General features: G+C 62.8%; 21 protein-coding genes. 7 read left to right on the top strand and 14 right to left on the bottom strand.

What is annotated here, in order from left to right; all coding sequences use genetic code 11:
- The first annotated feature begins 299 nt into the window (after nt 1-299).
- A complete protein-coding gene (locus HOC_RS01595; RefSeq protein ID WP_035535309.1) occupies nt 300-773 on the top strand; it encodes an NUDIX domain-containing protein in 474 nt (157 codons plus the stop codon).
- A gap of 360 nt (nt 774-1,133) precedes the next feature.
- Here HOC_RS01595 and HOC_RS01590 read toward each other — a convergent pair whose 3' ends face one another.
- The 6 genes from HOC_RS01590 to HOC_RS01560 all read right to left on the bottom strand — a co-directional run bounded on the left by HOC_RS01590 (nt 1,134) and on the right by HOC_RS01560 (nt 9,639).
- Nucleotides 1,134-1,790, bottom strand: a complete 657-nt coding sequence (locus HOC_RS01590) for a CDP-alcohol phosphatidyltransferase family protein (protein ID WP_051624422.1) — start codon at nt 1,788-1,790, stop codon at nt 1,134-1,136.
- 40 nt (nt 1,791-1,830) lie between these two features.
- On the bottom strand, nt 1,831-2,766 hold the full coding sequence (locus tag HOC_RS01585; RefSeq protein ID WP_156950339.1) for a hypothetical protein: 936 nt from the start codon (nt 2,764-2,766) through the stop codon (nt 1,831-1,833).
- Nucleotides 2,767-2,839: 73 nt separating this feature from the next.
- The gene (locus HOC_RS01580; protein ID WP_035535306.1) at nt 2,840-5,476 is read right to left on the bottom strand and encodes a TonB-dependent receptor; all 2,637 of its coding nucleotides are present in this window, start codon (nt 5,474-5,476) and stop codon (nt 2,840-2,842) included.
- Nucleotides 5,477-5,637: 161 nt separating this feature from the next.
- Entirely contained in the window at nt 5,638-7,128 is a 1,491-nt protein-coding gene (locus HOC_RS01575; protein ID WP_035535303.1) for an inorganic phosphate transporter, read from the bottom strand.
- 111 nt (nt 7,129-7,239) lie between these two features.
- The gene (locus HOC_RS01570; RefSeq protein WP_051624420.1) at nt 7,240-7,713 is read right to left on the bottom strand and encodes an NUDIX hydrolase; all 474 of its coding nucleotides are present in this window, start codon (nt 7,711-7,713) and stop codon (nt 7,240-7,242) included.
- 591 nt (nt 7,714-8,304) lie between these two features.
- The gene (locus HOC_RS01560) at nt 8,305-9,639 is read right to left on the bottom strand and encodes an oxygenase MpaB family protein (protein WP_035535298.1); all 1,335 of its coding nucleotides are present in this window, start codon (nt 9,637-9,639) and stop codon (nt 8,305-8,307) included.
- 114 nt (nt 9,640-9,753) lie between these two features.
- Here HOC_RS01560 and HOC_RS01555 point away from each other — a divergent pair, with 114 nt between their 5' ends.
- On the top strand, nt 9,754-10,368 hold the full coding sequence (locus tag HOC_RS01555; protein WP_035535296.1) for a TetR/AcrR family transcriptional regulator: 615 nt from the start codon (nt 9,754-9,756) through the stop codon (nt 10,366-10,368).
- Between the two features lie 3 nt (nt 10,369-10,371).
- On the opposite strand, the gene uvrC is transcribed toward HOC_RS01555, so the two are convergent.
- Entirely contained in the window at nt 10,372-12,246 is a 1,875-nt protein-coding gene (uvrC, locus tag HOC_RS01550) for an excinuclease ABC subunit UvrC (RefSeq protein ID WP_035535292.1), read from the bottom strand.
- Between the two features lie 39 nt (nt 12,247-12,285).
- A complete protein-coding gene (locus tag HOC_RS01545) occupies nt 12,286-12,612 on the bottom strand; it encodes a hypothetical protein (protein ID WP_035535289.1) in 327 nt (108 codons plus the stop codon).
- A 265-nt stretch (nt 12,613-12,877) separates the two neighbouring features.
- Between HOC_RS01545 and HOC_RS01540 the strand changes: the two genes are divergently transcribed.
- Nucleotides 12,878-14,089 (top strand): pyridoxal phosphate-dependent aminotransferase, encoded by a 1,212-nt coding sequence (locus HOC_RS01540; protein WP_035535287.1) that lies wholly within the window; start codon nt 12,878-12,880, stop codon nt 14,087-14,089.
- Nucleotides 14,090-14,096: 7 nt separating this feature from the next.
- Here HOC_RS01540 and HOC_RS01535 read toward each other — a convergent pair whose 3' ends face one another.
- Nucleotides 14,097-15,152, bottom strand: a complete 1,056-nt coding sequence (locus HOC_RS01535) for a PAS domain-containing sensor histidine kinase (RefSeq protein WP_035535716.1) — start codon at nt 15,150-15,152, stop codon at nt 14,097-14,099.
- Between the two features lie 229 nt (nt 15,153-15,381).
- Here HOC_RS01535 and HOC_RS01530 point away from each other — a divergent pair, with 229 nt between their 5' ends.
- Both HOC_RS01530 and HOC_RS01525 read left to right on the top strand, forming a co-directional pair.
- A complete protein-coding gene (locus tag HOC_RS01530) occupies nt 15,382-15,846 on the top strand; it encodes a Dps family protein (RefSeq protein WP_035535284.1) in 465 nt (154 codons plus the stop codon).
- Nucleotides 15,847-15,977: 131 nt separating this feature from the next.
- Nucleotides 15,978-16,643, top strand: a complete 666-nt coding sequence (locus HOC_RS01525) for a hypothetical protein (protein ID WP_035535281.1) — start codon at nt 15,978-15,980, stop codon at nt 16,641-16,643.
- A 316-nt stretch (nt 16,644-16,959) separates the two neighbouring features.
- Here the strand turns inward: HOC_RS01525 and HOC_RS01520 are convergent, their stop codons facing one another.
- A complete protein-coding gene (locus HOC_RS01520; RefSeq protein WP_035535279.1) occupies nt 16,960-17,865 on the bottom strand; it encodes a LysR family transcriptional regulator in 906 nt (301 codons plus the stop codon).
- A 116-nt stretch (nt 17,866-17,981) separates the two neighbouring features.
- Here HOC_RS01520 and HOC_RS01515 point away from each other — a divergent pair, with 116 nt between their 5' ends.
- Entirely contained in the window at nt 17,982-18,449 is a 468-nt protein-coding gene (locus HOC_RS01515; protein ID WP_035535276.1) for an SAM-dependent methyltransferase, read from the top strand.
- Nucleotides 18,450-18,562: 113 nt separating this feature from the next.
- On the opposite strand, the gene HOC_RS01510 is transcribed toward HOC_RS01515, so the two are convergent.
- Together HOC_RS01510 and HOC_RS01505 are read right to left on the bottom strand one after the other, a co-directional pair.
- Entirely contained in the window at nt 18,563-19,237 is a 675-nt protein-coding gene (locus HOC_RS01510; protein ID WP_051624419.1) for a phytanoyl-CoA dioxygenase family protein, read from the bottom strand.
- A 5-nt stretch (nt 19,238-19,242) separates the two neighbouring features.
- Complete coding sequence (locus HOC_RS01505) at nt 19,243-19,860, bottom strand: S24 family peptidase (RefSeq protein WP_035535274.1); 618 nt, start codon at nt 19,858-19,860, stop codon at nt 19,243-19,245.
- A 110-nt stretch (nt 19,861-19,970) separates the two neighbouring features.
- Here HOC_RS01505 and HOC_RS01500 point away from each other — a divergent pair, with 110 nt between their 5' ends.
- Nucleotides 19,971-21,776, top strand: coding sequence for an AsmA family protein (locus tag HOC_RS01500; RefSeq protein WP_051624418.1), 1,806 nt, complete (start codon nt 19,971-19,973; stop codon nt 21,774-21,776).
- Here the strand turns inward: HOC_RS01500 and pdeM are convergent.
- Complete coding sequence (gene pdeM / locus HOC_RS01495) at nt 21,773-22,543, bottom strand: ligase-associated DNA damage response endonuclease PdeM (protein ID WP_241766850.1); 771 nt, start codon at nt 22,541-22,543, stop codon at nt 21,773-21,775. The genes HOC_RS01500 and pdeM overlap by 4 nt on opposite strands.
- A gap of 123 nt (nt 22,544-22,666) precedes the next feature.
- The coding region (locus HOC_RS01490; protein ID WP_156950337.1) for a ligase-associated DNA damage response DEXH box helicase at nt 22,667-25,113 on the bottom strand (2,447 nt) is incomplete at its 5' end.

Here is a 25,113-nt window from a genome sequence, read left to right as displayed (position 1 = left end):
AGCGTCCCTAGTCGAGACGCTTGAATTCGATGAGGTTCAGGATGCCGAACACAAGCACGATCACGCCGATGGCAATCAGTGAGGGATGGATCTGGATCATTGCACCGTCTCGCTTTTGTCTGTTTTTGCAGCTGTTATCACTAGTTGCCCCGTCCTTACAGCGCGTTGCCCCCCTTGGCGAGCCTCATTCGACACCAAAATCGCCCGATTCCGCGGGGTCACGACCAAGTCAACGCGTCTCCTTCGACTTCCCGTCCGGTCGGCGCTAGGCTCGCAAATCAGCTCTCGGAGACCCTGCATTGGCCACCCTTCGCACCCGCCTCTTCCACACCTATGCGCGTCTGCGCCGCCCGATGACGCTGGGTGTGCGCGCGGCGGTTGAGAATGAAGCGGGCCGCGTCTTCCTCGTGCGCCATACCTATGTGAAGGGCTGGTACATGCCCGGCGGCGGCATCGAGCGCGGCGAACCGGCCATTGAGGCACTGTCCCGCGAACTGATTGAGGAAGCCGGCGTCAGACTGACCGGCCTTCCCCAGCTTGTCGGCTTCTATTCAAACCACCACGTCTTCAGGAATGATCATGTCCTGCTCTACCGCGTCCCCCATGGCAGCTGGGCCGAAACGACCGCCACGTCCTTCGGCGAGATTGCTGAAACCGTATGGGCCGATCCGCTTGATCCCCCTGACGGTGCAACACCCGGCACGATCAAACGTCTCGCTGAAATCTATGGCAACGAGGCCGCAAGCCCCTTTTGGGCAGGCCCCAGGTCCTAAGCCCCGGCAAACGCCAGCAGGGCCGGCACGCACAGGAACAGCAGCGCGGCCAAAATGAAGGCGAGGAATTTGATCTCGGGGGCGACGCGCTTTTTCATGCGTCCAGAATTTGCCCGCGATTGAGGCCGATCACGGGCAGAATACCGACCGTGTTGCGAAATCTCCGCCTCATTCCCGCCTTGGGTCTTAACGCGACATTAAGGAAATTCACCGAGGATTAGAACGTGGTCAGGATGCTTCTCCATCCTTTCGCGCAAAAGACCCCTCGCGGCCCCGGTTCTTCCCCTTGCCGGCGTGCCGCACCGCATAAGAACGCCGGCCCACGTCCACGCGGGGTCGGCGTTTTGCGTTCCGGCCAGCTCAGCGCCGCGTTGCGCGGATGTAACGCCAGCCCGTGATCAGCGACAGGGCAGCTGCCACCCAGAGCAAGCCCACCAGCATGAAAGAGCCGATCACAAAGACAAGCGGCGTCGCCCCGCTGGCATCAGCCGCCATATCAGCCGGCGCAAAAGCCAGCGGCAGCATCAGGCCGATAATGGCCGCCATCTCGAATCCGGTCTTCCACTTGGCGAGGTTGGATGGATCAACCACAGCCTTTCCAGCCGGCGTCGTGCGCAGCCAGGTCATGAACACATCGCGCCCGATAATGGCCGCCGCCGGCAGGCAGATCAGCCAGGTCTTTAGCACCATCGCAAGGCCCAGCAGCGCCGCCCCAACCAGCAGCTTGTCGGCAATCGGGTCCAGCCAGACACCAAACCGGCTCTGCGCCTTCAGCTTGCGGGCGAGATAGCCGTCAAGGAAGTCGGTCAAAGCGCCCGAGAGAAAGCCCAGCAAAGCGAACTGATACCAGAGCTGCTGCATCACCGTGTGCCGCAGCAGATCTTCCGGCGGCATGTCCGGCGTCACGGCGCCGGCGGCCACGCCCGAAAGCTCAGCGTTCCATATTCCCCATATGACGAGGCCCGCAAACGCACAGCGGGCAATCGTCAACGCATTCGGTACCCATTTGAAATCCATGACCACTGCATTGCCAGCGCTTGGCCGCCCCTGCAATGGGTCACGGCACCTTACGGGTAAATGGCTGCGCATCCGGCGTATTCAGCGCGACATCCGGCAGCGCGATCTCGCTGACCTTGCCGCCTGCTCGGTCAATCGCGAATATCGTGCGTCCCTCGCCCGGCGCGAAGGAAAACGCCTGTCCGCCAACGCCGAGCTTGATCGTCGCCACATGGATCATGGTGGGCCCCATGCGGGGGCGCGCCAGGACATACATTTCCGGCAGGTCGTGCCCCAGCACATAAAGCAATCCGTCCGGCCCGATTGCCCCGCCTGAGGCCGCATGCGGCGCCATGCGCTTGATCACGCCATCCGGGAACAGCCAGCCGCCGGTGCGGCGCCACTCCTTGTCGAAGGTCACAACGCTGGAATAGGTGCTGTCCTTGAACGGCACGCCGCCATTTCCGGAATAGTGCGCAAAGCCTGCAATACGCCCTCCGTCGATATCGTCGAACCAGGTCAGCGAGCCTTCATCCATCATGCCCAGCGAATGCGTCTCCACATGGGCCATGCTCACCGCATCGAACACTTCGATTGATGACCCCATTGGCACCAGCGAATAGTTCGAGTTCGCACACCAGAGCTTCTCATCACGCGCATAGCAGGAATTCATGTGACGGATCAGGCCCTTGTGCGGCGCCGTAAAGCGCGCCACCAGCTGGCCGGTATCGCGCCGGTATTTGCCGATCACCGTATTGTCGAGCGCGTAGAAAAAGTCGATGTCCACCGCCACGCCCTGATCGGCCTCCGGGGCGTCATAGATGCGCACCGTCTTCGCTTCCAGCTGCGCCACCGGCGGAGCGACATAGTCCGGCACGGACTCAAGATCGACAATCGCCACGGCCACAGGCGCAGCAGCAACCTCACCACTCACGCAGGCCGACAGCCCCAGCGCGCCTGCCACACAAAGGCCCAAGGCCCGGAACGGATGTCTCATGTCAAACCCCTTGAATGCGAGAGAGCCAGCCCCCGCAAAGGGGCTGGCACCCGATTGGTAAAACAGTCCCGACCTAGAAGCCGTAGCTAAAGCCGAGATAGACCGTGCTGCCGACATATTCGTATTCGGTGATCCGTGTCTCGTCCCGGCCCTGGAATTCCGTGGTCGGTTCATTGTTCAGGTTCACGCCTTCAATGAACAGCTTGAGATTGTCGCGCACTTCATATGACAGCCGCGCATCCCACCGGCCGAACTCGCCCTGGTCGAGATCATTGTCGCTATTGTTGAGATCAACATCCGTCAGGAAGCTGCCATTATAGGCATAGCTGACCGAGGCATCGAACCCGTGATTCTGGTAGAAGGCGGAGAAGGCATAGGTCTGCTCGGCCTGGTTCAGCAGCGGCAGTGTCTCGCCATCCACTTCCGTCTCGCCATCCAGGAAGGTCGCGCTTGCCGACACGCCAAACCCGGCGAGGTAATCCGGCAGGAAATTGTCGAACTGCGTCTGCGCAATCAGTTCAAGCCCCTTCAGCGTGCTCGACCCGGCATTCACCGTCGTGGAGACATTCAGGCTCTGCGTGATGTCGGCCGGATCGACCGCACCGCTGAGGCCGCGCCGCGCGAGTTCGGCCGCAATCTCGGCCTGCGTGGTGAACTGTTCCGACAGGCCGACCAGGTCGTCGGAAATGTCCTTGTAGAACACGGCCGCCGACAGCATTGTCAGCGCGTTCGGATACCATTCCGCCGAAATGTCATAGTTCCACGAGACGCGGGCCTTGAGGTCCGGATTGCCGATCGAGAGATTGGCAATGCCCGCTTCCTCGCCATAGGAGGAGCGCGGCGCGATGGCGTCATAATCCGGCCGTCCCAGCGCCCGCGTGATCGATCCGCGCAGTTTCAGCGTATCGGTCACGTCCCAGTTCGCCAGCACGTCCGGCAGCACGGTCAGGTAGTCGCCGCCATCCGACACCCGCACGGCCGTTTCGCCTTCGAGCAGGTAGCCGGAGGAGTCCACATCGGTCGCCTCCACGCGCACACCGGCAATCAGCTGGACCGGCCCGACCTGGCGCACGCCCATGACATAACCAGCCAGAACGGTCTCGGTGATGTCATAGTCGCTGGCATACTCGCTGATGAATCCATCGCTCGTGTTGCGTTCGAAATAGGCCGCATTGGCCGGATCCGCGAGGAAGGCGTTCATCGCCTCATAGTCCATGAAGATGTTCGGCGCGCACATGATCTCGTTGCAATTGGTGAAGGCGCCCCGGGTGAACGCATCCGACGTGCCGAGGGTCAGGCCTGCGCCCGCATCATCATACCGCGAGAGGCTGTAATCCCACGCGCGGTCGACCTGGCGTGCCTTGACGCCGGCCTTGAACCAGGTGTCCGTATCCCGGTCCCAGCGCACGTCGAACTGGCCCGACAGGCCGTCCTCGTCCATATGGCTGTTTTGGAAGCGCGCACGGCGGAAATCGATCAGCGAGGCATCCTGGCGGTCAGGCGTATCGGCATCCGGCGTGATGGTGACAATGCCGTCGCCGTTCAGATTCCACGTATTCGGCCCGAAGATCTTGCCCGAGCGCCACTCCCAGAAGTCATAGTCCTCGTCGATCTGGTTCTGGTTCATCTGCACTTCGTAATTGAAGGTCAGGGCATCAACGACATTCTCGCCGCCCGCCGCCAGCGTGAAGATTTCCTTGGTCGTTTCTTCATTGCGCAGGTTGGCGGCAATCCGGTTGGCGCCCGACGTACCCGATGTCGGCGTGTCGAACACAATGCCCGTGTCGAAATTCTGCTCATAGCGGTTGCGGTGCTGCAACTCGTCCCAGGTCGCAAAGAAGGCGCGGGCGAAATATTTCGTGTTGTCGTCCGGGCGGAATTCCACCGTGCCGTTCAGGTTCAGCCGTTCACGGCCGATCACGTAATAATTGTTTTTCACGTTCACCGGCGCCACGCCGCCGACCGAGCCGCTCGCCGTGTCCGCATCATTGACCGCCCAGTCGTCGGCATAATAGCCGGGCGCGATATATTCCCGGTCCGTCCACGAGCCAGCCAGCAGCCAGCCGAACGTGCCCGCGTCATTCTGCCCGGCCAGCGTGCCGTCCAGCGCATAGGGATTGGAGCCGCCAACGGCGCGGTCATCAGGCTCGATTTCCTCGAAGCCATAGCGGCCCGTGGCATAGCCCCAGAGAGTCTCATCCTTGTCGAATGGCGATTTCGTGTCGACATTCACCGTGCCGCCAATGCCCTGGCCGTCGAGATCCGGCGTCAGCGCCTTGATCACCTGCACCGAGCCCAGCACGCCGCCGGCAATGATGTCGAGCGGCGCATTGCGCCCGCCGCCTTCCGTCTCGGGCGACCCGAGGCTGGCGCCATTGATCGTCACATTGTTGAGCGACGGATTGATGCCGCGGATCTGGACGTAGCGCCCCTCGCCCTTCTCAACCAGCATCGAGACGCCCGCAATCCGGTTGAGGCTTTCGCCCACATTCTTGTCAGGTAGCTGGCCGAGTTCGTCGACGCCGAGCGCATCGATCACCGATAGCGCGTCGCGCTTTTCCTCGATGCCCTTCTGGCGGGAAAGCTGGCTGCCCTGAACGATGACGGTGTCGAGCACACGATCATCTTCGACGGGCTGCTCCTGTGCGCCGACATGGCCGGCAAGAATGGAAAGGCTCGCGCCGAGCAGGATTATGGAACGGAATGACATGGAGTTGACCCTTGGATAATTGACCCTCGGGGCGATCCGTTAACGGCGCTTCATGACACTCGCGTAATACTCGCGTGAACTGTTTTAGACAGAATCCATCCATGTCCCCCGGGGGTTGCGAGCTTGCGGAAACACGGCGTCCGTCCGGTAGAAAGCGACTTTCAGCCGAGCATCTCGAACACGAGGAAGATCGCGGCGGACAGGCCACCAGCCGCTGGCACGGTAATAACCCAGGCCGCGATGATCGTCATGAAATGATGGCGCCGAACGAGACGGCGATAGCGCGGCTGGTCGCCGCCAACAGGTTCGTCGCGGTCGGGGTTGCGCGGGTTGCGGGCAATATATTCGCGCCGCCGTCTCGAATTGGCCGTATACCATTCGCGAAAGAAGCCGACGCCGAACACGGCGCCCACCGCGATATGCGTCGAGCTGACCGGCAGGCCGAGCGCCGAGGCGACGATCACAGTGATCGCTGCCGACAGGGCCACACAGAAGGCGCGCATCGGGTTGAGCTTGGTAATCTGGTCGCCCACCATACGGATAAGTTTCGGCCCGAACATGATGAGGCCGAACGAAATGCCCAGTGCGCCGATCGCCATCACCCAGAGCGGGATGCCAACCTTGGCCGCCACTGCGCCTGACTGCGCCGTCGACACGATCGCGGCCAGCGGCCCGATCGCATTGGCGACATCATTGGCCCCGTGCGCGAACGAGAGCAGCGCCGCCGAGAAGATCAGCGGCAGCTTGAACAATTCCCTGAGCGACTTGTTGCGGTTTTCCATCCCGCGCGACTGGCGCTTGATCAGCGGGCTTGAGACGAGCCAGGTCAGCACGGCCATGCCAAGGCCGATCAGGCAGGCCTGCGGGAGCGTAATCTCGATCAGGTGCTTCAGGCCCTTGGTCGCCAGATAGGTCGAGAACGCCCCTGCCATCACCGCGACCAGCAGTGGCACCCAGCGCCGCGCTGCCGCAATCTTGTCGTCCTGATAGATGATCGCCGTCTTGATAAAGGCGAGGAAACAGGCCGCAATGATGCCGCCCAGCAGCGGCGAGATCACCCAGCTTGCCGCAATCTGCCCCATGGTCGGCCAGTTCACCGCCGCAACGCCTGCCGCCGCGATCCCTGCCCCGGCCACACCGCCGACAATCGAGTGCGTCGTCGAAACCGGGGCGCCGAACACGGTCGCGATATTGATCCACAGCGCCGCCGCGATCAAAGCCGACATCATGAGCAGGATGAACGTGTTGGCATCCGACAGGCCGGCCGGGTCGATAATCCCTTTGGAAACCGTGCCGACCACATCGCCCCCGGCAATCAGCGCGCCCGCGCTTTCGCAGATCGCCGCAATCGCCAGTGCGCCCATCATCGACAGCGCTTTCGACCCCACAGCCGGGCCGACATTGTTGGCCACGTCATTGGCGCCGATATTCAGCGCCATATAGGCCCCGATCGCGGCGGCCATGACAATGACGACTGATCCCGGCGTGTCATGGATAATGCTGCTGACCACCAGCGCGCAGAGCGCGATGAACACCAGCGCCAGTCCCGGCATCAGAAGGGAGCGTGAGACCGAATGTGAGGCCTGCTCGATCTGCCCGACCTTTGAAAGGTCCTTGTCGAGGGTCGGCTTCATTCCGCTGGATTGGGGCATGTTGGCTCTTGTTTCCGTCTTGCTTGGCCGCGCGGTAGCACGCCTTGCAGGCCGGATACAGGATTCGCGTTCAGATTTCAGGACGAATTTCTGGGACTGTGACCCCTGCCCTCAGGGCGCAAACCGCGTCAGCAGCGCACTCAACTCCGGATAGTCCACTTTCACCGCCGCCTCGCCGGGCGAGAACCATCCCAACTCACGCTGACCTGCTTCCGGGAATTGGCTCACATGTTCGCTTACTTCCAGCGCATAGACGGTCGCCTCGCACTCCATCACCGTTCCGGCGCCAATCCGCTTCTCGTAATGAAAGCTGCCCACGGGCGAGGCATCCACCGCGCCGCGCACACCGGCTTCTTCATACGCTTCGACCGCCGCCATCTCGGCATCCGGCTTGCTCTCTTTCGGCCAGCCCTTCGGCAGCATCCACTGGCCGCGCCCGCGCGTCGTCACCAGCAGCACTTCATGTCCCTCACCTGCCCGGCGCCAGCACAGCGCAGCCACCTGCTGCGCCACAGGCGGCCGCAGCCACGACCCTGTCACCAGGGCGGCCAATTCGCGCTTGAGACTGAACTCAGTAGGTTTCATGACACTAATGTGACCGCATTCGCTTCAACCTGCAATAGTGCGCCTGCAAAAGCGCCGCCACGCGCTTCGGCCTGCCCAAAGTGAGGTCCGCCGGAAGCGATGCGCCCATTATCAGGGCAAACCATTAATGACGCGTCTGCGCGACTTGGCCGCGCCTAAGCGATAATTGAGCCAATTGTCAGGATCAGGGCCGTCATCAGGCCAGCAAAATGAAGTGCCACACCCCGCCAGACGGCGGGGCGTGGCGCCTGGTAAGCTGGATGGGGACGCATGCAGTGCTTACCAGGCAGTTTTGAGCCTTTGCCGGGTCTCATCGTGTCTCTCCCTTCCGGCGATGCGGAGTGGAAGGCACACGACAATTCGCCTTGGGTATTCTTTATTGTTATTGAAACAATTTACGCCGCGCGGGCGCAACTGGATCAGCGCGACAACAACTTGAATATGAAATAATTTCCCACCTGCAGGCGCCATTGCAGTTTCAGCGCAATAAAACATGACCCGCGCCGCCAGCAAGCGGGACTGGGAGTGAGACCAGTCCCGCCGCCCCCGCAAGAGCTCAGAGGACCGTAAGGGGGCGGTCCGTGAGCTCCATCAGTGACTGTGCGCCGCGCCAGCCGGTGTCGCAGGCCGATAGGCCCCCGCATCTGTCGTGAATTCGGCATGGCCATAGCGCGCCAGCAGTTTGCGTATCTTGCCCGTCAGTCGCCGGTCGGCGAGCCCTTTCAGGCCCGGCGTCGCCAGGGCCAGCTTGTAGGCCGCCATCTTCAGCGCAATCCCGGTCCCCATCACCGCTGCAACCGCATAGTCGAGGTTGCTGACCGGTACGCCCATGTCGGCGGCTGCCTTCCGGTCCCCGCCCAGGAATTGCTGAATGAACACGATCCGCGAGAACCGTTTCTCGATGGCATCGAACACGCGGCTACCGAATGATTTGTCCGGCGGCATATAGGCCGCCAGCGTCGCCCGCACGAGCGCCCCGCAGGTCGCATCGTCAAACCCGTCGCGGATCGATCCGCCGCGCGCATTCATGATGTCGATAATCCCCTGCGGCGTGTCCATCAGCAGGTCTTCCGGCAGGCCCAGCAGGTAACAGCGATAGCGGCTGAACTCGACCCGCGCACGCTCTTCTGCCGTAAATTCCGTGCGCCCTTCGGCCACCATCTGGTAGGCCAGCAGGAACACGTCGATCAGGCCCGCAGGCATCTGGTCCACCTGCGGGATCGGGATACCATAGACGGACACATCCCATCCCTTCACGCGCCGCAGCACATTGAACCGCACCATCGAGTGCATCAGGCGCACCATGGCGGCGGCCTTGAAGCCCTCGCCATGCGGCTCCATCGCCCCCGGCAGGGTCGTCACGGTAAAGAAGGTCGCCGTCTCGTTGACGCGCCGCGCCGCCGTCGTGCCGCTCAGTGTCCCGGTCAGCGCCATTGGCAAGGCAGTATACTTGTTCAGGAATGTCGCGAGGAACGAGCCCCGGATCATCCACGGCGCGGCCACGGCCATTGGCAGCCGGTTCAGCCGCGCGCCCTCGCGCACCAGGTCCATGTTCAGCCAGTCTGGCTTGGTCTCCATCTCGGCGATCAGGGCCACCAGTTCCGGCGGCGCATCCGGCACCGCCTCAATGCCCTTGTCACAAGCGGTCTGCAGCATGTCGACCAGCTTCTTGAAGCCATATTCGCCCATCAGCGCGGCATAGGCATCCGCCGTCACATCGCCCAGCATCGTATAGGCCCGTACGCGGTCCACCATGTCGGCCGGCGGCGTCGGGAACTTGTCTGCATAGGAGGCAATCGAACTGACCGAGACATCTTCGGTATAGCGCTCAGGCAGTACGGAGAAATCGACATCCCCATACATGGCGGGCAATGCAGCCTTTTGGTGCGCAATGCGGTCGTGGATGGATGCGTGACCTTCAGGCATGATTCAATCCCTCTCGCTGCTCACTTGGCAGCCTCACTTATATATGTAAGTAATCCTCATGTTTTCTACTCGCATCGGTTGATACGGGGCGGAGAGGGCAGAGGGAAAATATAAGTGACTGAAAAAACGAGAAGAAATCCAAAGCAGGCCCGCGCTCAAGCGACGGTTGATGCCATTCTCGAGGCGACGCTTCACATTCTTGAGACGGAAGGCCTCAGCAAGCTCACCACAAACCACATCGCCGAGCGCGCAGGTGTCAGCATTGGTACACTCTACCAGTATTTCAGTGATCGGGATGCGATATTGGCCTCGCTGGGAAAGCGTCAATCCGATGGCATCGGAGAGCGCATACACGAAATCATGCATGACCCGTCCGAGCCCGACGGCATACGCAAGGTCGTCCGCGCATTGATGCACGGCGTACAGGGATCGGCCGAAACCCGTATCGTGCTCAGCGATGCCCTGTTCCGCGTACACGGTGAAGCGGCCATTATCGATCACAGCAAAGCTTTCAGCGACATCATGCAAAGCCACCCAGAGCTGAGCTTTATCAACCGGCCCGAGTCAGCCTTCATCCTCACCCATGCCGTGGTCTGCCTCCTGCGCGCAGCGATTGCCGAGCCGGGACTTGGTCTCCAGTCAGCCTCCCTGGAAGACGAACTCGTGCTGCTTATGGAAAGCTACCTCATGGCGCTTGCTGTCCGCGCGCAAAATCAGCCAAAGGAATAGGCCTCAGCCGCTATGGAAATGCCCATAGATGCGCTCGGCCAGCGCCTCGTTGACGCCTTCGACCGCCATCAGGTCCGCCACTTTCGCCCGTGACACCCCGCGCGCCGAACCGAAATACTGCAACAGCGCCTTCTTGCGCGCCGGGCCGATGCCCTCGATCTCGTCGAGCGGTGAGCGCGCAATATCCGCCGACCGCTTCGCCCTGTGCGCGCCAATCGCCCAGCGGTGCGCCTCGTCGCGCAATCGTTGCAGGTAATAGAGCACAGGGGCCGTCTCCGGCAGCTTGAACGGCGCCCTGCCCGGCCGGAAAAACTGCTCGCGCCCGGCATTGCGGTCGACGCCTTTGGCAATAGACACAAGGTTCACGTCATCGGGCCCGAGGCCCAATCCGGCCAGCGCCTCCAGCACGGCGTTCAGCTGCCCAAGCCCGCCATCGATCAGCACAAGGTCCGGCCAGTTGCGGTCATTACCGACCGCCTTCTCCTTCAGGCCGCGCGCAAAGCGACGCCGCATCACTTCGCGCATCATGCCGTAATCATCGCCCGGCTCGATATCCGTGTCCTTGATGTTGAACTTGCGATAGGCGGTCTTCATGAACCCGTCCGGCCCGGCGACAACCATGCCGCCCACGGCATTCGTGCCCTGGATGTGCGAGTTATCGTAAATCTCGATGCGCTGGGGCAGCGTCTCCAGCTCGAACAGTTTCTGCACCTCGTCCAGCAGCCGCGCCTGGCTCGCCGTCTCGGCCAGCTTGCGCGTCACGGCCTCGGTCGCATTGCGCTCGGCCTGTGTGACCAGGTCCCGCTTCGAGCCGCGCTCCGGCCGGCGGATCTCGATTTTCCGGTCCGCTTTCAGTTCCAGTGCCTCGCCGATCAGGCTCGCCTGGTCCGGCATCTCGTTGACGAGGATCAGTTTCGGCGGCGGGCGCTTGTCATAGAATTGCACCAGGAAGGCGGCGAGCACTTCGCCCACCGTCTGGTCACTGTCATGACGCGGATAGTGCGCCGTCGCGCCCCAGTTCTGCCCGGCCCGGATGAAGAACACCTGCACACACGAGACCCCGCCCTCCATCGCGATGGCAAAGATGTCAGCCTCTTCCAGCCCGTCCGGGTTCACGTCCTGCGTCGCGCGCACATGCGCCAGCGCGCGGATCCGGTCACGCAGGCGTGCCGCGGTCTCGAACTCCATCGCCTCTGCGGCCACGTCCATTTCTTCGGCCAGCCGCTTCTGTAGGTCGGCCCCCTTCCCGCGCAGGAAGTCTGCCGCCTCATCGGCCAGCTCGGTATAATCCTCTTTCGAGATCAGCCCCACGCAGGGCGCCGAACAGCGCTTGATCTGGTGCAGCATGCAGGGCCGCGTGCGCGCATTGAACACACTGTCCTCACAGGTGCGCAGCAGGAAGGCCTTCTGCAGCGTGTCCAGCGTCTGCATGACCGCCCCGGCGCTCGCGAACGGCCCGAAATAGTCGCCCTCATTATGCTTGGTACCACGATACTTCTTGATCTGCGGCGCCTCATGATTGCGCCGGATCAGGATATAGGGAAACGACTTGTCGTCGCGCAGCAGCACATTGAAGCGCGGCTTCAGGCTCTTGATCAGGCTCGCTTCCAGCAGCAGGGCCTCGGTCTCACTCTCGGTGACAACGAATTCCATTCGCCGCGTCAGCAGGATCATCCGCGCAATCCGCTGCGTATGCCCGCCAAGGCGCGCATAGTTCGACACGCGCGCCTTCAGGTCGCGCGCCTTGCCCACATACAGGACCTCGCCGCCATCGCCGAACATGCGATAGACGCCGGGGCGCCCGGGCAGCCGTTTCAGATTGTCCTTGATGACGTCGACGCCGCGAAGCGTAGTTGCGTCATTCTCCTGCGATTCCATGGCTCCCTAGATAGCGCCTGCGGGCGCTGCTTGCGAGGCCTAGAACAGATCGCGCATCAGTTGCTCGACATCGAGCCCGCTATCAAAGCCCCAGCCAATGCCGAAAGCAAAGATCATCACGATCACAACCGCATAGAAGAACTCACTGCCCTGCTTCTTCTCGCTCTTCTTCTTCCGTTTTGCCAGTTGATGCGGACGGAAGGCCAGGATCAGCAAGATCAGCGCGAACACGACCAGTCCCATCAGGCGCTGCATATCGCTGAGGCGCTCGAGCCAGATATACATATCGTGCGCTCCGTGCCGCGTCTCGCGCACGATCAGATCCCATATTTCCTCGAAGGGTAAAACATCGTTCGATGAGACCATGGCCTCAGCAGTCCTCCATCGGTCCCGGTCTGTTTACCGGATCCTGATCTTCCAGCATCGCAGGTATGGTTGAAAAACCGATAAAGAAATCCGATGAAATTCAGCCAATTGGCATAATCGCGCGTCAGACCCGCCCCGCGTGGCACAGGCCTGCGTCCCGCAGCCGCATGGCCGCAGATTCGGGAAAAGCTTGCCGCAAACGTCCATGCGTCCTAAGGCACAGGCCATTCGCCCAACCCCCAATCCGCACCTCGGGATTTACATAATGTCCGCTGAAATCCGCCTCGCCGACGCCCTCGAACGCGTCAAGCCGTCCGCCACGATCGCCGTCACCACAAAGGCCGCTGAACTCAAGAGCGCCGGGCATGACGTCATTGGCCTCGGCGCCGGAGAGCCCGATTTCGACACGCCGGACAATATCAAGGAAGCCGCCATCAGGGCGATCCGCGAGGGCAAGACCAAGTACACGCCCGCCGACGGCCTGCCCGAGCTGAAACAAGCCATCTGCGGCAAATTCCTCCGCGAGAACGGCCTGACCTACAAGCCATCCCAGGTGCATGTCGCGCCGGGCGGCAAGCCGGTGATCTATAACGCGCTCGTGGCCACGCTGAACCCCGGTGACGAAGTCATCGTGCCCGCCCCCTACTGGGTCTCCTACCCTGAAATGGTGCTGATGGCCGGCGGCGAGCCCGTCATCGCCCCGTGCGGACCGAACACGCAGTACAAGCTGACGCCGGATGCGCTCGAAGCAGCCATCACGCCGCGCACCCGCTGGATCATCCTGAACTCGCCATCGAACCCCACCGGCGCGGCCTATACGAAGGCCGAGCTGCGCGGCCTCGCCGACGTGCTCCTGCGCCATCCGCAGGTCTGGATCCTCACCGACGACATGTACGAACACCTGGTCTATGACGGCTTCGAATACTGGACCATCGCCCAGGTCGAGCCTGCCCTTTACGACCGCACGCTGACCATGAACGGCGTCTCCAAGGCCTATGCCATGACCGGCTGGCGCATCGGCTATGCCGCAGGCCCGGAAAAACTGATCAAGGCCATGGGCAAGGTCATCAGCCAGACCACGTCCAACCCCTCCTCGATCAGCCAGTATGCCGCCATCGAAGCCCTGAACGGCCCGCAGGACTTCCTTGAGCCGCGCCGCAAGGTCTATCAGGAACGCCGCGACATGGTTGTTGCCGGACTCAACAAATGCGAAGGCCTGCACTGCCCGACGCCTGAAGGCGCCTTCTATGTCTATCCGTCCTGCGCGGGCGTCATCGGCAAGACGGCCCCGTCCGGCAAGGTCATCGAGAATGACGAAGATTTCGCCACGGAGCTTCTGGAAACCGAAAAGGTCGCTGTCGTCTTTGGCGCCGCCTTCGGCATGTCCCCGGCCTTCCGCGTCTCCTACGCGACATCGACCGAAGCCTTGACCCAAGCGCTTATCCGCATCGAACGCTTCTGCGCCGCCCTGAAATAGGCGCGGTTCAGGCTTTCCGCGGCATCCGGAATTCAAACGTCGTATGGTCGGCGTCGGACACGACGCTGAGGCGCCCGCCATGGGCGTTGGCGATGGCTTTGGCGATGAAAAGGCCAAGGCCCAACCCTTGCTGTGAAGCACGCATATCTCCGCGCACGAAAGGTTTGAAGAGATTCGCCATGACATTGTCCGGGATCTCTCCCCCGGCATTGGTCACGGTCAGGACAAAGTCCCCCTCCTCGTCCACGGCCTGCACCTGGATCGGCTTGCCCGGATCACCATGGGTCAGGGCATTTGCCACCAGATTCGACATCAATTGCTGCAACCGGCTGGCTTCACAGTTGAGGCCTTCCGCAAAATTATAGGTCTCCTCGATCATCGCCTGCGGGTGCGAGATCCGGATTTCGCCGACAGCCTGGTGTAGGGCCTCGGCGAGCGCAGGGTGTGGCACGAGGTCAAGCGATATGCCGCTGCCCAGCCGGGCCCGCGCAAAGTCCATTAGGTCATTGATCAGGCCCGCCATGCGCTCAATCGACCCATTCGCGGCCTCAAGAACCTGCAGCGCACGGTCCGTCTGCGCCTCACGTGACGCGATCCGGATGGCCGAAGAGACGGCGCTGAGCGGGTTACGCAGATCGTGCCCCAGCACGGCAATGAACTGTTCCCGGAACCGCGCCTCTTCTTCCTTATTGGATAGGGCAGACAGATCCTCGTGATGCTGCGTCACATCGCGCGCGCTGCAATAGAACAGCCCATCGTCCGGCACGCAATTCCATGAGAGCCAGCGATAGGTGCCATTCTTATGGCGATACCTGTTCTCGAAATTCAGGACCGGCAGGCCCTTCTGTATCGCGACAAAGGCCTCCTGCGTCCGGGCGAGGTCATCGGGATGAATGAAATCGAGGAACTGGTTTCTCTCGATATCTTCCGGCTTGTACCCGAGCGTGGCCTCCCAGGCAGGATTTGTCCCCCGGAAGTAGCCGTCACTGTTCAGTACACCCAGAAGGTCGGGCGTTATCAGCCAGGTTTTGGTGGAAAACGTATTGGCAGCGGATAGGGGCATGGATCTCCAGCAAATCATGACGATACGCATGATCGTCATACGCCTGCATTTCAGTTGCAAGCATACAGACAAATCAGTGCCTGCTCACTAACAATTGTTGCATCAGCGTCCACCATTCTGCGCAAATGCTATTGAATATCTCTATATCTCTCAAGCGCTAAATAGATTGGCATGATGCGGGTTCGACCCCATTTCGGGTCTATATACGCAACGTCAAAGGAATTAGACCATGCCCATCGATATCGGAATGAACGACAAGGCCCGCCAGTCTTCCGCCCAGGCGCTCAGCGTCCTGCTCGGCGAAACCTATGCCCTTTACGTGAAGACGCACGGCTATCACTGGAACGTCACCGGCCCGCGCTTCAACTCGCTGCACACCATGTTCATGACCCAGTATACCGAGCTCTGGACCGCCCTCGACGAGATCGCCGAACGCATCCGCGCCCTTGGCCATTTCGCGCCGGGCTCGTCGGCAGAAATGCTGGAAGAAGCCACGATCAAGCCGGACAATGGCGTACCGGACGCCGAAGCCATGATCTCGAACCTCGTCAAAGGCCATGAAGCGATCAGCCGCGCCGCCAAGATCGGCCTCAAGGTTGCCGAGGAAAACAATGATATCGTGACGGTCGACCTGATGACCCGCCGCGCCGACATTTCCGAAAAAACCGCTTGGATGCTGCGCGCCAACCTCTAGGCACGCCAGCAGGTTTCAAGGAATTCGATCCCTGAGGGGCTCCCACGCGGAGCCCCTTTTTTGTGGCGCGGCAAGTGTCGGATAGCCCGTCCCTTATCCGCCCCCTCCAAAACCATGCCTACAATCACCCCATGTTTCCGCTCGATGAACAGGACATGGAGATCGTGGCGCCCGAAGGCTGGGCGCGGCTTGATCGCGTGGTGCTCATGGCCGTCGACCTGCTCGGCCCCGTCGCCGACGCGATCCTGCCGAAAGGCGTCGCCGCAAAAATCCTTGCCATCCTCAAACCCGCCGAAGCCCTCGCAAGACGCCTCCTCTATCTCTTGGCACCCGATCTAATATCCATGTCCCCGGCGAAAGCCGGGGCCTCATCAAGTTCGGTCCCAGCGCCCACCGCAAGAGATCCCGGCCTTCGCCGGGATAGTCGGAAAATACTGTTCCGCCTGACGGAGGCCCCCACACGTGGGCCCAGACCCACCGGCCCCCGCATCCGCTATCTCGACGGCCCGCCCGCGCCGCCCAAACCGCCTGCACGCCCCAGCGCCCCGCCAACCGCCGCTAAACTCAGAGACCGCCTCATCGCGCTCAGCATGGTCCTCGGCGACCCGGACCATCACGCCAAGCGCCTCGCGCGCTTCCTCGCCCGACGCGCTGCAAAAGGCAGCCCGCGCCCCGTGCCCTTCAATTTCGCCTATGTCCCCCGTCTCGCCCGTCACGGGCTCGAGGAAGACCTGCGCGACGCCCTCGAATTCACCAATGCCGCCGCCCAGTACAAGGCCACCGCTCCGCCGGGCTAGCGGCATAACGGTCGCACAGCGCCTTTCCCACTCAGGTAGAGTGAAAACAAACGAATGCATTTTTCCTTTTTGGACAGCCTGCCGCGCCGCGATGGGCGCCCTTGGCGTGCGCGCAATAAAAAAAAGCCCGGCAGCGAATGAACGCGCCGGGCTGATGAGTATTGGGCCCCGAAGGGGGGAGGAAACGCCCAATCGGAGGAGATTGGGAAATGCCCGGGGCCCAAGGCATGACCCATAGATAAAGCTTCGCAGCTGCAGCACAACCTGCATGACAGCAGGTCACCCATGCACAAATGCAATTCATCAAACGTTCAAACTAGCCTTGATGCATGGACGGACGGCGCAAGGCCTCCGTTTCGGCCGTCACAAAGTCACGGAAGGCCGCCACACGCTTCGACCGGCGCAAGTCACTCGGATAGACGAAGTAGAGGTCGAAGATCGGCCCGACATGCTCCGGCAACACCTTGATAAGGCGCGGCATTGTGCTGGCCATATAGTCCGGCACATCGGCAATCCCGAGCCCGGCATCCACCGCCCGCAGCATGGCAAACACATTATTCAGCTTCAGCGAGGCCGGGCGCGGCGGGCTGTCATCACGGCCCACCCGGCAGGCAAAGCTCATCACGTTCAGCAACGAACTTTCGTCGCCATAAGCGATGATACGATGATTATCGAGGTCCTGCGGCGTGCGCGGCATGCCGTTCTGCTTCAGGTATTCCGGCGAAGCATAGAGGTTCGTCGCCACCGTACCGAGCTTGCGCTGGATCAGGTCGGCCTTGTCCGCCGCCCATAGCCGGATGGCGCATTCGGCCTCCAGTTTCAGCAGGTCATAGTCATTATCGTCGAGTCGCAGGTCGAGATGCAGGTCCGGATGCTTGCGCGTGAACCCGCCAAGCCGTGGCACCAGCCAGGTCGACCCGAACGCCACCGGCGCCGACACGATCAGCTCGCCCTGCGGCGTATCCTGCTGGTCCTTCAGCGCTGCATTGGCCGATGTGGCCGCTGCCGCCATCTCCATCGTCGAGCGATACAGCGTATGGCCGCTATCGGTCATCACCAGGCCGCGCGCATGCCGCTGGAACAGCGAGACGCCCAGCGCCTCCTCCAGCGCCGCAATCTGACGCGAGACAGCCGACTGCGATATCCCGAGCCGTTCGCCCGCAGATGTCAGGCTGCCCGCTTCGGCCGCCGCGTGAAATGATCTGAGCTTACCCCAATCCATGGGGCGGTTTGTGACGCCAGTTTGACTTAAGGGCAAGCACAGAATGTGCCGCATCTGCGAAATCGCTTTTTCGCCCTGAATGTGTATTTTGCGGTCTCACCACAGGAGATACTCGCATGTCAGACCCGTTTCTCATGAGTCCCGTCGGGCATGTCCGCTGCGACCGGACCGAAGCGATCGATGATGACTGGGACAGCGTTCCCGCCCGGATTGAACTCGACACGTCCGTCTTCGACTTAGAAGCGCTGATGGGCCTCGAAACCTTCTCCCATGCCGAAGTGATCTTCCTGTTCGATCAGGTGCCGGACGCAAAGATCGTCACCGGCGCGCGCCACCCGCGCGGAAATACGGACTGGCCGAAAATCGGCATCTTCGCCCAGCGCGGCAAGAACCGCCCCAACCGGCTCGGCGCCACGGTCTGCGAAATCCTCTCCGTCGACGGCACAGTGCTCCACCTCAAGGGCCTCGACGCCATCGACGGCACCCCCGTCCTCGACATCAAACCCGTCATGTCCGGCTTCCAGCCCAGGGGCACCCTGCGCGAACCCGGCTGGTCAAAAGAGATCATGGAGACCTACTGGTAGCCCTCCCCTCTCCCTCGGGAGAGGGGCCGGGGGTGAGGGGTCACAGGATCACCCTCAAACACAAGCGCCCGCAGCGACGCACGCCACCCCTCATCCTCCTTAGGAGGCTGACCTCAATGGCTCACCCACTCCAATGGAAAGGGCAATTCCTCGCTTGAATAGTCGATCCTCAGGGCGCGGCGATGCCCGCCTGACGCGACCGATGAGGATGACGACCGATGCAATGCCAGCGCCTTCACGAACAGAAGGTCTCCCCGACTTGCCTCGCAAATCTCGACGGGTGAGGTCATCGCAATATCCTTTGCCTGATCTGACGCGATGCGTCCCAATGTATGTGTGCCCTCCGCAATTTCGAGGCAACCATTATGGCTGTCCGCAGCATCGAGATGAACACGGACAAAGAACATGGATTGCAGTATGCTGATCGGCGGCTCGCAATGCCAGAAGCCGTCCTTTTTTACCCACGCGCCATAGCCTTCCAGATCATGGCGCGCGCGCACGGCAATGACCCGGTCCTGATGCCAGGGCACGCCCCAATTCGCGTCCGCCGACTTGTCAAAGGCCACGAGCCGTACGGGCTTCGCGCGCGGCAGAACACTTTCACAAAGCCGCCCGATCGAACTCTCCTGCCCCAGCGCCACACGCAGGGCATCAGACCATTTCAGCCGGACACCTGGCCTCGCCTCAACGCGGCAAGCTTCATCCAGCAGGGCGAGTTCCGTTTCCGACAAGGCATCCCGAACCCAGAACCGGCCCGTCTCTTCAAATGCCTCCATCGCGCCTGTCATCGCCCCTACTGGCTCGCCCACAATATCCGCGCGATCCAGGCGATCTCGTTCGGCTTGAAGCTGCGCACCGGATAGTCCGGGTTCAGGGAGGCGAGATCCACAACGCGCGTATTGCGCCGCTCCAGCACTTTGGCCATCACTTCGCCGCCGGTCGTCTTGGCCACCACCCGGTCGCCCGGCTTCACCTCGGCGCCCGGCGCGACGATGATCCGGTCGCCTGCGCGATAGGCCGGCTCCATGGAATCCCCGCTGATCTGCAGCGCATAGACCGCTTCATCGCCGAGCCCCGGAAACCGCACCTCTTCCCAGCCCGCGCCGACCGGAAAACCACCATCGTCAAAAAAGCCGTCCCGCCCCGCCTGCGCAAAGCCGATCAGCGGCGCGAGGCCCCCGCGTCGCCCTTCCAACATGGCAGCGAAATCATCAAACCCGCTGCCCACCGCTTCCAGCACGCGCGCCAGGCTCTCGGTCGAGGGCCAGCGCGGACGGCCATCGGCGCCTTCGCGTTTGGAGGGGTTGAACGCTGTCGGGTCCAGCCCCGCCCGCCTGGCAAGGCCCGAGGCCGACAGGCCGTGATGCGCGGCCAACTGGTCGATTCCCCGCCAGATATCCCGGTGCTGCATGGCAAATGGCCCTGTTCTGTCCGACGCCCTGTATAATGGGTATATAATCCTATCGTCAAGTCCGCCACGCATCGCAATGAACCAAAGTGGTTTCAGCACGTTACGGCAAAATGAAATCCCTTTCCGGCCTCAGTTCGCTTGAGCGAACCGCGTTCTATATCTGCGCCGCGCTGCTCACGCTCGCCGTGCTCGTCCTGGCCTTCCTGCTGGCCATGACGCAGCCGCGTTTCGCCACCCCCGTGGTCAACCGGGCCCTCAACGCCTGGGGGCCAGACGGCGCCAGGGTCGCCTCCGCACACTTGCGCTTCCCCGCCCTCAGCACGCTTGTCCTTTCCGGCGCTGACGTGCCCCAGCTGGCCGAAGTCAAAACCGGAGCGCTCTCTGCCAACGTGTTCGGCTTCCTGCCCGGCATTCCATGGCTCTCCGAAGTCAGCGCCCGCGACGGCCGCATCAGCCTCGCCGGGTCAGACGATAGCAAGGACAGCGCGCGCCCCGACCTGCGCAAATGGGTCGACTATATCGACCTCGCCAATATCGATCTCGCCTTCAATCCGGAGAAGCCCGAGCGCACGCTGAAGCTGGTCTCCGCCGAGGGCTCAGTCCAGAACGGTAACGTCACGCTCCACGCTACGGGCGCCGATTCCGAAGTCCGTTTCGAAGGCAGCGCCAAGGCCTCCGGCGGCAGCACGCTCGGTGGCCGCGTCCGCATCAAGGGCGACAACATGGCTGATATCGCCCGCTTCGTCGGCCTCGCCGCGCCCGATACGCCGCCCTACAATCTCACCGCCCAGCTCGCCATCAAGCCCGGCGCCTATGACCTCGATGATATTGCCGGCACGGTCGGCGACAGCGACCTTGCGGGTTCCATCCTCGTCGATCTCGACAAGGAGACGCCCTACATCACCGCCGACATCAAATCCAACCAGCTGGATTTTGACGACCTCGGCGTCATCTTCGCCCTCCCCTTCGGCACCGGCAATGGCGAGACGGTGGGCAAGGCGCAGCGCCAGGCCAAGGAAGCCTATCAGCGCGACAGCCGCCTCATCCCCAATATCGAGATCGACTTTGCCCGCCTCGATGCCGTTGATGGCCAGGTGCATTATGTCGCTGACACGGTAATCAATTCCACGCTCGACCTCACCGGCGTCGAACTCGATTTCACCATCACGGGCCGTGTCGTGAAGGCCAAACTTGCCCGTTTTGCCTTCAATGAAGGCACGATCACCGCCTATGCCACGATCGACGGCACGCAGCAGCCGGCCCAAACCAATGTCGTCGGCTCGCTCGACCATGTCGCCCTCGCCAGCCTGTCGCTGGACAAGATCGCGCGCGGCAATGTCGATGGCGAGTTCAAGGCCGACATGTCCGGCAACCGCCTGCGCGACGCGTTCGGCCGCGCCAATGGCAGCCTCTCGATCTGGTCGACGGATACGCAGGTCCTCGCCCTCGGCAGCGAGGCGCTCGGGCTCGATATCGGCGAGGCGCTCGTCCTCCTCGCCTCGGAAGACAAGGCCGATCCGGTCTTCACTCCCGCCCGCTGCCTCGCCGTCGTCATGGACATCAACAAGGGCATCGGCACGCTGAACCCGGCCGTACTCGACACCGAAGACAGCCTCATCGTCATGAAAGGCGATGTCGATTTCGAGACCGAAGCGCTCGACATCAAGATACGCTCTGACGCCAAGGATGCCTCATGGGGCACGCTGGTCGGCAATGTCTCCCTCGGCGGCACGCTGCGCAAGCCAAGCGTCAATCCGCTGAACGGCAAGGCCGTGCTGCAAGTTGGCCTCGCTGTCGTCCTCGCGCAGGTCGCCGGCCCGCTCGCCGCCCTCCCCTTCATCGAAACCGGCAGCGGCAAAGACGCCCCCTGCGGCGCCCTCCTCTCCCGCGCCAAGAATGCGCAGACCGAAGGCTAAAGCCGCCAGCGGCTTGCGGCCACATCCGGCACAAGGCTTTTGGCTGACACCGCAAATACGCGCTCGCCGCCCAGCGCAAAGGCCATCAGGCCTTCCGGGAAGAGCGGCGCGAAGGCCGCGTCCAGCACATTCAGCCCGCCGGTGAACGTGCCCATGGCCGGCATCACCAGCCGCGCCCCGTCGCTGGCAAAACAGCGCCGCCGCACCAGTCGCCCGCGCCCCTTCACCTTGGCCGCCGGATGCAGGTGGCCGGCAATCTCGCCCGCCGCGCCGGTCGGCTCATGCCGGAACACAAGGCTGCCGATCCGCAACACTTTCGCCGCGCGTCCGCCCAAATACGCTGGCGGGTCGGGGTCATGGTTGCCCTCCACCCAGACCCAGTCATGCGCCCCGGTCAGCGCCTGTATCCGCGCCGCGTAAGGAGCGGGCAGGCGCAGCTCGGCCGCCCGGTCATGAAAACTGTCGCCCAGCGAAATCACCGTCCGCGGCCGCAGCGCCGCGCAGAGGCGCTCGACCAGGTTCAGCGTCGCCCCGGTATCATAGGGCGGCAGCATCTGCCCCCGCGCCGCATAGGCACTGCCCTTTTCCAGGTGCAGGTCCGACACGACCAGCACGCGCTCCGCCGCCCACCACAGCGCGCCTTCCGGCAGCGGCAACAGCAGCTCGCCGGCCAAGTGCAGCATCGTATCCGAGGGGCGCGCAGCGAGAGCCGTCATGACACCGAAAATGGCCCGCATCGCGAACCGGGTCAAACGCAGAATCCACATCTCCCAAGCGCTCATCCTGAGCGAAGTCGAAGGACGGGCGCGGGCTTCCGGTCTGCATCGCACGAGGCGCATCCTTCGACTTCGCTCAGGATGAGCCTCTTTGTTAATCGGGTGGGTGCCCCGCTAATCCCGCATCGCGTCCCGCACCAGGTCCGCCTCTGCCTCCCCCAACACCGCGTCCTGCACCGAGGCCCCGAACACCGGCTCCCGCCCGATCTCCAGCATGACCGGCACGGCAAACGGGCTGATATGGTCCAGCACATTGTGGTCGATCTTGCCGCGTATCCGGACCAGCATGTCCGACAGGCGCCGCACGTCCAGCAGGCCTGTCGCCGCATCCTGCCGCGCTGCCTGCAGCAAGATATGGTCCGGCTCGTGGCTGCGCAGCACGTCATAGATCAGGTCCGACGAAAAGCTCACCTGCCGCGAATTCTTCTCCTTGCCCGGAAGGTTGCGCGCGATCAGGCCGGAGATCTGCGCGCAGTGCGCAAAGGTCCGCTTCATCAGCGCGCTCTCGTCCAGCCACTCCTCCAGATCGTCGCCCATCATGTCCGGATGGAACAAGTCGCCCATGTCCAGCCCAGACATGTCCTCCATCGCCCAGACCGACATCGCATATTCGCTCGCCACGAAGCCCAGCGGTTTTGCCCCCATCCGCTCCAGCCGCCGCGTCAGCAGCATGCCCAGCGTCTGGTGCGCGAGGCGCCCCTCGAACGGATAGCAGACCATGTAATGCCGCTCGCCGCGCGGGAAAGTCTCCACCAGCAAATGGTCCGGCGGCGGAATGCTGGAGCGCCGCACCTGTACTTCAAACCACTCGCGCACGGGCCCCGGCAGTGCGTCCCATTGCGCCGGGTCATGGATCATCTGGCGCACCCGCTCGGCCAGAAAGGTCGTCAGCGGAAATTTCCCGCCATTGTAACTCGGTATGGCCGGCTTCTCGCCTACCGCCCGCACCACAAGCGCATCGAGCCCTTCGACGCCGATCAGGCGCAGCACTTCGCCGCCGAACAGGAACGTGTCGCCCGGCACCAGTGTCGAGATGAAATATTCCTCCACCTCCCCCAGCTTGTGCCCCGCCCGCACCGTTCGGCCTGATCCTCCCTCGCCTGCGGGGGAGGTGCCCGCAGGGCGGAGGGGGCCTTCCCCCTTCCCCACAAAGCTTGCCAGCCGCACCGACAATTGCACCGCCTCGACAATCGCGCCGACATTCATCCGGTGCTGCTGCGCGTCCTGCCGTGTACGCGCCACCCAGCGCCCGTCGGGCCGCCGCACGATCCGGTGGAACCGGTCATAGGTCTTCAGCGCATAGCCGCCGCTCGCCACGAAATCGACAATCCGCTCGAACGTCTCCCAGTCGAGCCAGGCATAGGGCGCCGCGCGGATGATCTCATCATAGAGCGGCGCGAGGTCGAACCCGTCGCCGCAGGCCCGGCCCATCACATGCTGCGCCAGCACGTCGAGCGATCCCTGCCGCAAGCCCTCGCCATCAATCTCGCCCGCCTCGACCGCCGCCTCCGCCGCACGGCATTCCAGCACCTCGAACCGGTTCGTCGGCACCAGCACGGCCCGGCTTGCCTCGTCCATCCGGTGGTTCGCCCGGCCGATCCGCTGGATCAGGCGCGCGGCGCCCTTCGGCGCGCCCATCTGGATCACCAAGTCCACCTCGCCCCAGTCAATGCCGAGATCGAGCGTCGACGTACACACCACCGCCTTCAGCTGCCCGGCGGCCATCGCCGCCTCGACGCGCACACGCTGCTCCCTGGCCAGCGAGCCATGGTGCAGCGCAATCGGCAGCCCGTCCTCATTCGCCCGCCACAGCTCCTGGAACATGAACTCGGCCTGGCTGCGCGTATTCACGAACACCAGCGCCATCTTCGCGCCTTTGATGGCCTCATACACTTCCGGCACGGCAAACCGCCCCGAATGCCCCGACCACGGAATCCGCTCACGCGAGACAAGGATATCCACCTCAGCCGAAACGCCGCCCTCGGCACGGATGATGCGTACACCACCCGCTTCTCCTCCCCCGCTTGCGGGGGAGGTGGCAGACGGCGCAGCCGGCTGACGGAGGGGAGAAGGCCGCACATCCAGCCACCGCGCCAGTTCCTCCGGTTCCTTCACTGTCGCGGAGAGCCCGATGAACCGGCAGGCCGGCGCCCATTCCGCCAGCGTGGCCAGGCCAAGCGACAGCAAGTCCCCCCGCTTCGACGCGGCCATCGCGTGCACCTCATCAATAATCACGCATTTGAGGTCGGCAAAGAAGTCCTTCGCATGGTCAGACGCAATGAAAAGCGCCAGCTGCTCCGGCGTCGTCAGCAGCACGTCCGGCGGGTTGCGCCGCTGCCGCTGGCGCACATGGGACGGCGTGTCGCCCGTGCGTGTCTCGATCCTTATATCCAGCCCCATGTCGCCCACCGGCGCCATGAGATTCCTCTGCACATCCACCGCCAGCGCCTTCAGCGGCGAGATATAGAGCGTGTGCAGCGCGGGCCTTTTCTTATCCTCCCCCGCAAGCGGGGGAGGTGGCCGCGCAGCGGTCGGAGGGGGCACGGCTTCAGGCTGCGAAA

Source organism: Hyphomonas oceanitis SCH89, from assembly GCF_000685295.1.
GTDB lineage: Bacteria > Pseudomonadota > Alphaproteobacteria > Caulobacterales > Hyphomonadaceae > Hyphomonas > Hyphomonas oceanitis.
The sequence above is the reverse complement of the archived record's forward strand: the minus strand, read 5'-3'. Positions and strand labels throughout refer to the sequence as shown.

Excerpts from the sequence above, each read along its gene's own strand:
- HOC_RS01540 (WP_035535287.1), top strand. The coding sequence starts at position 12,878 with ATGTCCGCTGAAATCCGCCTCGCCGACGCCCTCGAACGCGTCAAGCCG.
- HOC_RS01515 (WP_035535276.1), top strand. The coding sequence starts at position 17,982 with ATGTCAGACCCGTTTCTCATGAGTCCCGTCGGGCATGTCCGCTGCGAC.
- HOC_RS01535 (WP_035535716.1), bottom strand. The coding sequence starts at position 15,152 with ATGCCCCTATCCGCTGCCAATACGTTTTCCACCAAAACCTGGCTGATA.
- HOC_RS01545 (WP_035535289.1), bottom strand. The coding sequence starts at position 12,612 with ATGGTCTCATCGAACGATGTTTTACCCTTCGAGGAAATATGGGATCTG.
- HOC_RS01575 (WP_035535303.1), bottom strand. The coding sequence starts at position 7,128 with ATGCCCCAATCCAGCGGAATGAAGCCGACCCTCGACAAGGACCTTTCA.
- HOC_RS01510 (WP_051624419.1), bottom strand. The coding sequence starts at position 19,237 with ATGACAGGCGCGATGGAGGCATTTGAAGAGACGGGCCGGTTCTGGGTT.
- HOC_RS01580 (WP_035535306.1), bottom strand. The coding sequence starts at position 5,476 with ATGTCATTCCGTTCCATAATCCTGCTCGGCGCGAGCCTTTCCATTCTT.
- HOC_RS01585 (WP_156950339.1), bottom strand. The coding sequence starts at position 2,766 with ATGAGACATCCGTTCCGGGCCTTGGGCCTTTGTGTGGCAGGCGCGCTG.
- HOC_RS01500 (WP_051624418.1), top strand. The coding sequence starts at position 19,971 with ATGAAATCCCTTTCCGGCCTCAGTTCGCTTGAGCGAACCGCGTTCTAT.
- pdeM (WP_241766850.1), bottom strand. The coding sequence starts at position 22,543 with ATGTGGATTCTGCGTTTGACCCGGTTCGCGATGCGGGCCATTTTCGGT.
- HOC_RS01590 (WP_051624422.1), bottom strand. The coding sequence starts at position 1,790 with ATGGATTTCAAATGGGTACCGAATGCGTTGACGATTGCCCGCTGTGCG.
- HOC_RS01525 (WP_035535281.1), top strand. The coding sequence starts at position 15,978 with ATGTTTCCGCTCGATGAACAGGACATGGAGATCGTGGCGCCCGAAGGC.
- HOC_RS01520 (WP_035535279.1), bottom strand. The coding sequence starts at position 17,865 with ATGGATTGGGGTAAGCTCAGATCATTTCACGCGGCGGCCGAAGCGGGC.
- uvrC (WP_035535292.1), bottom strand. The coding sequence starts at position 12,246 with ATGGAATCGCAGGAGAATGACGCAACTACGCTTCGCGGCGTCGACGTC.
- HOC_RS01505 (WP_035535274.1), bottom strand. The coding sequence starts at position 19,860 with ATGCAGCACCGGGATATCTGGCGGGGAATCGACCAGTTGGCCGCGCAT.
- HOC_RS01530 (WP_035535284.1), top strand. The coding sequence starts at position 15,382 with ATGCCCATCGATATCGGAATGAACGACAAGGCCCGCCAGTCTTCCGCC.
- HOC_RS01570 (WP_051624420.1), bottom strand. The coding sequence starts at position 7,713 with ATGAAACCTACTGAGTTCAGTCTCAAGCGCGAATTGGCCGCCCTGGTG.
- HOC_RS01560 (WP_035535298.1), bottom strand. The coding sequence starts at position 9,639 with ATGCCTGAAGGTCACGCATCCATCCACGACCGCATTGCGCACCAAAAG.